Source organism: Sphingobacterium sp. UBA7253 (genome assembly GCF_002472745.1).
GTDB lineage: Bacteria > Bacteroidota > Bacteroidia > Sphingobacteriales > Sphingobacteriaceae > Sphingobacterium > Sphingobacterium siyangense.
In genome coordinates this window covers 1-6,952 of sequence record NZ_DKSP01000189.1, presented here as the reverse complement: position 1 = coordinate 6,952, position 6,952 = coordinate 1, and the positions used below count along the sequence as shown (strand labels likewise).

Here is a 6,952-nt window from a genome sequence, read left to right as displayed (position 1 = left end):
GTTCAGTGATCACTCAGTATAGACTGTATAAGCAGTGACTTACTAGTGTCTAAATATTGATTAAAAATTGTTATTACATGCGATTTAGTATTAGGATGCTTCCGTTTTAATATTTCTTGAATAGCTACACCCGAATCAGGTAATTATGGTAGTCATCAAAAATGGGGTTCGTAGGACTGTTTCCAGGAAAGCAGGTTGTCATACTGCGCAGATCTCCGGTTAATATCTCAACTGAATCTACTGAATTGGAACATCTTAGCATATTGTAAATAGTAATAAGAATACGGCATTCATATCATTACAATTAATTCCACATATACTTGAGATGCTGGATAGATCAACTAAATTAAAACCACCAGGCGTTTGCCTCCATCGATACCCATTTCCCAAGCGTTTTCAATGTTTTTAAGTGGAATATTTACCGTTTCAATTTTTAATTTTCCGTCAGCAGCAAGCTGAAACATTTCGGGAAGTATTTCTGTAATCAATAGTATTAATTCTTCTGGCGTCCAGGTTCCTAAGCCCGAACCGGAAAGCTGAATAGCTGTACTGCGTAAAATGGAAGATGACAATGTAATTGAATCGCTCATCATTCCGCCAACAGTAACATATCGCGTATGGTGCGAAAATCCCCCATTGCCTTTTAATGCTGATAAAATCAGTTCTGCACTCTTTCCCCACAGGTAATCAATAACCACGTCAATTGGATTTTGCTGCTGTAAGATTTTTAGTCGTGTAATAAACGCTTCATCGTCCTGTTTCAACGAAATGATCTCATCTGCACCTAATGATAATAATTCGTTTAAAGACCGTTCGTTTCTCCCTGTCACTATCACCTTTTTCGCACCGTAATGTTTGGCAATTTGCACAGCAATTTTGCCGGTAACACCTGTTGCACCGTTAATAAGTACGGTTTCCCCTTTTTGCAAACCCGCTCTGAAACGTAATGCCAAAGCTGAGCCCATCACTGCGTTTGGTAAAGCTGCTGCTGTTGCATCATCAATATTTACGGGTAACCTTACCATACGTTTTTTTTCAACAATCGCTTTTTCGGCAATCATTCCGCCAACGCCAATTCCATAAACACGTGTACCATCTGCAAGTACCCCAACACCATCTCCACCGACCACTTTTGCTGTAAACACTTCGTTTTGCGAGGAATAATGTTTTCCACTTGCCTGCATTTTGTCAAGGTTTTTCACTGCAGATGCTTTCACCAAAATCAATAATTCATTTTCATTTTGCACTATTGGCTCTGCAAAGTCTACTACATATTTTGGCATTTCGCCTTTTTTCAATACTACTGCTGCTTTCATTTTATATAATTTTATGCAGCAAAATTAAAAACCGATATTTCAGCAGTTGATAACATTTGTTATTAAATCCGTTTTTTTGCCAATACACTTTTTATACGACTTAAATGGACCGAAGAAATCCCAAGATAAGAAGCGATATAATGTTGTGGAACACGTTTTATAATTTCGGGTCTTTCTTTTAGCAAATTGATGTAGCGTTCCTGCGGCGTATTTTTGACCATTGAGAAAAAATATTTCATATAATCGAATGTTCGCTCAAAAACTTTGTCTATAAGCATATCCCGTAACTGTGGAATTTCTTTAATTTCTTCAACTATCCTGTTTAGGTCGGTTTTGTGTATCCACCATAAAATGCTTGGTTCAATGGTTTCTATAGTGGTCTGACTTGGAATATTTTTTCGGAAGCTTTCAATAGAACCCACCGTTTCATTTTCAAAGAAAAATTGACAAGTGATATCTTTACCATTATTATTGAACCAAGCACGAATCCCCCCCTTTTCAATCAGAAACATTTTTTTGGAAACTTCTCCTTCCTTCAAAAGTATGGTTTTGGCAGGAACTTCAATGCGATGGAAGCAATCTATATATTCGTTCCATTTATCGTCATCAAGTTGGAATTTAATTCTGAATTGTTCAAACATTTACTTGTCGTAATTGCACTGTCGATATATAAAATAGCTTTCTTTCAATTCTACTAACCTACAAAAAATTACAGACGTGAAAGAGATATTTTTGCTATAAATGCTAAGCATCTATTTGCTAAAATTTGCCTGATGTAGTTTGAATGTCTCTGGTGAAACTTGGGTCTTCTTTTTAAAGAAACGGCTAAAGTAAGCGGGATCTTCAAAATTAAGCTCGAAAGCAATTTCTTTTATGGTTTTTTCACTCGAGATCAGCATTCTTTTTGCTTCTAAAACCAACCGTTCATGAATTAACTGCGAAATTGACCTACTCATTTTAATCTTTAGAATCTGATTTAAGCGTTTTGCCGTAATACCTATTTCCTTTGCATAGAAGTCAGCAGTGCGCTGTTCCTTATAATATTGATCCAACAGGACAATAAACTGATAAATTCGTTTTTGATTCACATCCTGTTCTAAAAAATATTCCTGATGTAAACGGATTAGATTCAACAAATAAACTTTTATGAGAGCCTTCAAGATAAGATAAGTACCTTCGGGTTTATTGTATTCCTCTTTTATTAAGTTCACAACCTGAGCAAGAATACCAGCATCCCGAGACTTGACGATCAAATGTGTAGATTGTCCTTGCATATTGAAGAGATTGAACACATCCAAAGCATATTCTTTGTCATCCTCCTCCAAGTAATCTCGCTTGAAAGCGAGAAGATATCCAGTATTGGAATTGCTGAACTCTTCCATACGATAGAGTGGAATCAGATAGATATCAACATGAGAATCAGAATCACCAATATTGCTATATTGACAGATAATTTCGAAAAAGGAATTTCTATCTTCACTTTTCAAATAGCTTTCCGGGCAACACTCCAGTTCAAAATATATCATTTTAAGTGGATCAATCTGATGGCTGACTCTCATGTGGTTTTTATTTTAAATTAGTCATTCTTTTTTATTTCGGAGTATATATTCTACCAGTCTTTTTTTCATAAAGTTCGGGAAGAAAAGTCGTAAAATTACTCATTTCCTCATGACAATGTTTACATAGTCCTGCACCTACATGATCGGGATAGATTTTAAGCCGAGTCTCCAAATCATTTGCAAGATCATTACCTTCAAAATAACCCAACCAAAAACGACTTCTCATTTCACAGCCATAGGCAGTATCCCGAATAAAGTGTACCATTTTGGCGGCATAGCCTTCTTGGCCATCCATACCCAATCTCGCGTGAATAGCGGTTACACGCTGTTCTGGAAATCTACTTATATCCAAAATATTTGAGGGATTTAAAAAATTAATCTTCAATTTATGAATTTCATTTCCACCCAATCTTTCGTGGGCAATATGGGTTCCCCCAATATACTTTCCAGTCCCCCTCTCACCGATCCAGTCACTATAAACATGGTCTTCTTTATGCCACAGTAAATACTGATGCGTATCCTGAATATAGGAAAACCACCATTCAATCATTTCGCCGTTTATATTGGCCAGTGAAGACCTTGCTGCAACAACAAGTAAACCGTCTTCGTACCGTCTCCACCCTGCTTCAAACGGTAGATAACCAGGCTCTAAGAGCTCATTTGCTTCTTCAATTCTCATGTTATTCTATTTTAGTCGTTATAAATTATTATTAAATACATGTATTCTATTGATGCTTGCGATGATATATAAAGCCACCGAAATTGCACAAGCCAAAACAGCAGCGATTAAGAAGGTTGTTCTCATTTCATAATTCAGTTCCGTGATAAAGGATGAAAGGAACTGTCCGCCAAAAATCGCCATGGAATAATAGCTTAGGTACTGCCCTAGATTACTACTGCTGCTTTCTTCGACGGTCATATGATTTAGCAATGGAACAGTAAATCCAAAACCTATGCCCATCGCTACCGCCCCTATGAATAAGGTGATGTTGGATGTGGTAATAAAAAAAATAGTAAGCCCAATGGCAAATGCAAAAAATCCCATTGACAACGTAAAGTCTTTTGATAAATACCTGGTGACGCGAGGCATCTGGCTCGCTGCTATAACGGCCACAATCGAAATAAAAGCCATGAAGTATCCCGTTTCAGCCTCACTGTAGTGAAACGAAGATGGAAGAAATAATGGAAGACAAACAAATGCCACAAAAAACAGCATCATGGCAAACGCAGCAGACAAAATTATTATCAATAAATGTCTACTGATTTTAGTTCTCTCTGTTGACTCAACAGCAACCACTTTTTTGCGTAAAGCATCAGCGCTCCTCTTGACACTTATGGAAATTAATAATGCACATACCAACCCCATTAGATAAATTAAAAAAGGATATTTCCAACAAAAGCCCCCCAAAAGACCGCCAAAACTCAAAAATACGACCCCACCCAATTCGATGGACATACCTTGCCAGGCTATCATTTTCAGTCGGTCGTCACCAATGAATAATAGTGCAATTAAGCCTGTTCCAGCTGCCTGTATTGACGCCGTAGCAACACCTAAAAGAATACGATCTATCACAACCAAATAAGGGTTGGTAAGAAGCCCCCCCCAACAGCCCAAGTAAAGCATAAAGTATCAAACCCCATCTAAGCATCAGATATGCTCCCTTTCGGTCAATCAATTTCCCAACGAAGGGTGCGAAAATTACTACGCCGAGCGAAGGCAACGTAATCAACAAACCTGGATTTTCTTCAAATCCTAAATGGACTGAAATTTCTTTTAATGACGGTGCTATAACAGTTCCAACCATAATTGTTAAACTGCTGCTCAGTAGCAAAGCAAATATTCCAAATTTTGATATCTGATTCATACTATTGTTTTTATTGACTCTACAAATTTCAATATTAAACAATGATGCAAATGGTGTGATTATCGCATTGTCTTGTACTTTTAGGAAATCGGTCCACATAAAATCAACATTTCTTATCCCCAATTTCCTGTTTCATCAAATTATCTACGGGTAAAGTTCAATAGCCATTTAAACTTTCCAAAATTTACGCTACTACCAAATTGGGCATAACTGAAAAAATAGCTCTTTTTATCCCTAATAACAACGACATGTCTAAGATTATAAAATGTTATTTCTGGCACTCTACAAAAAAATACCTGAAACCAGTGATAAGGGTTATGGACCAATTCGTCTATTTTTGCAGGAAAGGAGAGTGAAAAATGAGAAAACTAATGGGATGCTATTTAATCATCTTGGTCATCGGACCATTTTGCTCGAAGGCGCAGGAAAATTTAAAATTTGACGATAATTTCAATTTATGGAACATACAAAAAGGTCAATCGGCAACTGTTTTTGCCACAAAAGCTTATGTGCGTGCTCAACCTAGTCTTAAGGCAGCAATCGTAGATTCTTTATCGGTAGGAAATGTTGTTACGATCACCAGTGCGCCCTTCAAAGGAAATACACTGAAAAATTTTTATGCTCCTTGGTATGAGATAAGTTATTCCGACGGTAACAGTAAAAAAATGGTTTTATTTGGCTCGGACTAGTAGCGCTCGGAAAACAAACCGCTTCGGACGGCTCGCAATATATTTACGGTTTTGAGCGTTTTACCAAAAGTATCAACGAACAGGAACAGGATCATTTTTCAACAGTAGTAAAACTTCTCGACGCAAAAGGAAATTTTCTAGCTGAACACACCTTCCCTTTCGCCTATTCAGAACAAACCTTCTCTCAGAGTAAATTGCTGCCGGCAATGGGGCTGCAAAATGTCAAACAAATCATCCGCATCGAATTTCTGGGGGAAGCCTGTGGTATACCTTCTGAGTACAACTATGTGGCCTGGACAGGACAACGACTTGTGGATCTTCCCAGCAGGTATTCGGTGAGTGATGCTGGTGTTTTCTATTACGATGAAAAGATTCTTTTCCCTTCCGAACACGGAAAAAATAATCAGATTATCTTTAAATACATTGAAGAGGGAGAAGCTATTGACGACGATGCAGAAAATCCCAATTTCAAGATCACAAAAAAAAGTGAAGAATTTCTATGGAACGGTACTAGCTTTGAAAAGCTTCCAACGGCTAAATAGTATTTTTCAAAGATTCTAACATACTGGATACATATAAAAATCAATAAATGGAAGAAAAGAATATATATGATTTGTTCTACAGCGGACAACTAGACTTATTTATCATTGAAGGAGAAAACCAACTGCGACAAAACGATCAAGATGTTACGCTTTGGACACACCTTGCGATCGCCTATCATGATCAGGCATTCTATGAAGGCCACGAAGCTATTTTCGATGTTATTCAGGAAAAAATGATCCCCTATTTTCAAAAAGCATTGGCCATCGAACCTGATAATGAAACGACCCTATATCATATACTGAATTATGTTTTGGACAATCAAGCGACATTAGCACAAATTGGTCGACCAAAATTCCATATTACTGAAGGCAATAAAGGTCTATTCATCGAATACGCAAAAAAACTAATCGCTTCCCCCAATATGTCCGGATATGGGCACAACTATTTAACCAACATCTACGAAGGGCTCCAGGACGATACAGCGATGCTTCCAGTTTTGGAGGCGAGCATTGATTTCGTTAAAGAAACATTCAAGGATGAACGGGAAACCTTGGATCATAATTTTTCCATCTTTTGGATAAAGAAAATATACCTGCTTGACCGTACCAAACAGATCAATGAGTCTAATATTTTAGCATTAATGGAAGCGGATTTTAAGCATTTCATCAGCAGCAATGAAATGAATTATGTCGATCTCGCTGAAATTGCTTACGAAAATAAAGCAATCGACCTAGCACTGCAGATTTTGCTTAAGCTTATCAAAGGGGAAAACTCAGCCCTGCATATCCATCAGGAGTTGGTCAAATGGCATACTCGATTTGACGAATTGATTGCCGAGGGGTATGAACACCCTGAGGTCTTTTACTATCAGCTTATCATTGAACGCAATTACTCAGAAGAAATCGGAATCCCGCTTGACTATTATTATCTCCATGCACTCAAATTGGTCGATGCCTATCCTGATTCTAGATCGGAAGAGC

Annotated in this window: 8 protein-coding genes and 1 pseudogene; 3 read left to right on the top strand and 6 right to left on the bottom strand. The window is 37.5% G+C overall.

The annotated features are described in order from the left end of the window. Positions 1 to 341: 341 nt before the first annotated feature. The 6 genes and pseudogenes from B2X72_RS19155 to B2X72_RS26705 form a co-directional block, all read right to left on the bottom strand. Positions 342 to 1,316: a quinone oxidoreductase family protein gene (locus B2X72_RS19155; RefSeq protein WP_286851100.1), complete on the bottom strand. Its 975-nt coding sequence runs from the start codon at positions 1,314 to 1,316 to the stop codon at positions 342 to 344. Between the two features lie 62 nt (positions 1,317 to 1,378). Beyond that, the gene (locus B2X72_RS19150) at positions 1,379 to 1,957 is read right to left on the bottom strand and encodes a Crp/Fnr family transcriptional regulator (protein WP_286851099.1); all 579 of its coding nucleotides are present in this window, start codon (positions 1,955 to 1,957) and stop codon (positions 1,379 to 1,381) included. Positions 1,958 to 2,068: 111 nt separating this feature from the next. Beyond that, positions 2,069 to 2,875 carry a helix-turn-helix domain-containing protein gene (locus B2X72_RS19145; RefSeq protein ID WP_286733290.1) on the bottom strand — a complete coding sequence of 269 codons (807 nt, stop codon included), beginning with the start codon at positions 2,873 to 2,875 and terminating at the stop codon, positions 2,069 to 2,071. Between the two features lie 31 nt (positions 2,876 to 2,906). Next, positions 2,907 to 3,554 (bottom strand): DAPG hydrolase family protein, encoded by a 648-nt coding sequence (locus tag B2X72_RS19140; protein ID WP_286733286.1) that lies wholly within the window; start codon positions 3,552 to 3,554, stop codon positions 2,907 to 2,909. Positions 3,555 to 3,572: 18 nt separating this feature from the next. Beyond that, the gene (locus B2X72_RS19135; RefSeq protein ID WP_286851098.1) at positions 3,573 to 4,499 is read right to left on the bottom strand and encodes an MFS transporter; all 927 of its coding nucleotides are present in this window, start codon (positions 4,497 to 4,499) and stop codon (positions 3,573 to 3,575) included. Between the two features lie 13 nt (positions 4,500 to 4,512). Continuing rightward, positions 4,513 to 4,740 (bottom strand): annotated as a pseudogene (locus B2X72_RS26705) (hypothetical protein); the annotation flags it as partial. Positions 4,741 to 5,099: 359 nt separating this feature from the next. Here B2X72_RS26705 and B2X72_RS19130 point away from each other — a divergent pair. From B2X72_RS19130 to B2X72_RS19120, 3 genes are all read left to right on the top strand, one after another. Next, positions 5,100 to 5,429, top strand: coding sequence for an SH3 domain-containing protein (locus tag B2X72_RS19130; RefSeq protein WP_286851097.1), 330 nt, complete (start codon positions 5,100 to 5,102; stop codon positions 5,427 to 5,429). A gap of 206 nt (positions 5,430 to 5,635) precedes the next feature. After that, entirely contained in the window at positions 5,636 to 5,971 is a 336-nt protein-coding gene (locus B2X72_RS19125; RefSeq protein ID WP_286851095.1) for a hypothetical protein, read from the top strand. 47 nt (positions 5,972 to 6,018) lie between these two features. After that, positions 6,019 to 6,952: hypothetical protein (locus B2X72_RS19120; protein WP_286851093.1), on the top strand; the 934-nt coding region annotated here is incomplete at its 3' end.

Bases quoted from the DNA above. Each gene is read 5' to 3' on its own strand.
- B2X72_RS19155 (WP_286851100.1), bottom strand. From the start codon at position 1,316: ATGAAAGCAGCAGTAGTATTGAAAAAAGGCGAAATGCCAAAATATGTA.
- B2X72_RS19150 (WP_286851099.1), bottom strand. From the start codon at position 1,957: ATGTTTGAACAATTCAGAATTAAATTCCAACTTGATGACGATAAATGG.
- B2X72_RS19145 (WP_286733290.1), bottom strand. From the start codon at position 2,875: ATGAGAGTCAGCCATCAGATTGATCCACTTAAAATGATATATTTTGAA.
- B2X72_RS19140 (WP_286733286.1), bottom strand. From the start codon at position 3,554: ATGAGAATTGAAGAAGCAAATGAGCTCTTAGAGCCTGGTTATCTACCG.
- B2X72_RS19135 (WP_286851098.1), bottom strand. From the start codon at position 4,499: ATGCTTTACTTGGGCTGTTGGGGGGGGCTTCTTACCAACCCTTATTTG.
- B2X72_RS19130 (WP_286851097.1), top strand. From the start codon at position 5,100: ATGAGAAAACTAATGGGATGCTATTTAATCATCTTGGTCATCGGACCA.
- B2X72_RS19125 (WP_286851095.1), top strand. From the start codon at position 5,636: ATGGGGCTGCAAAATGTCAAACAAATCATCCGCATCGAATTTCTGGGG.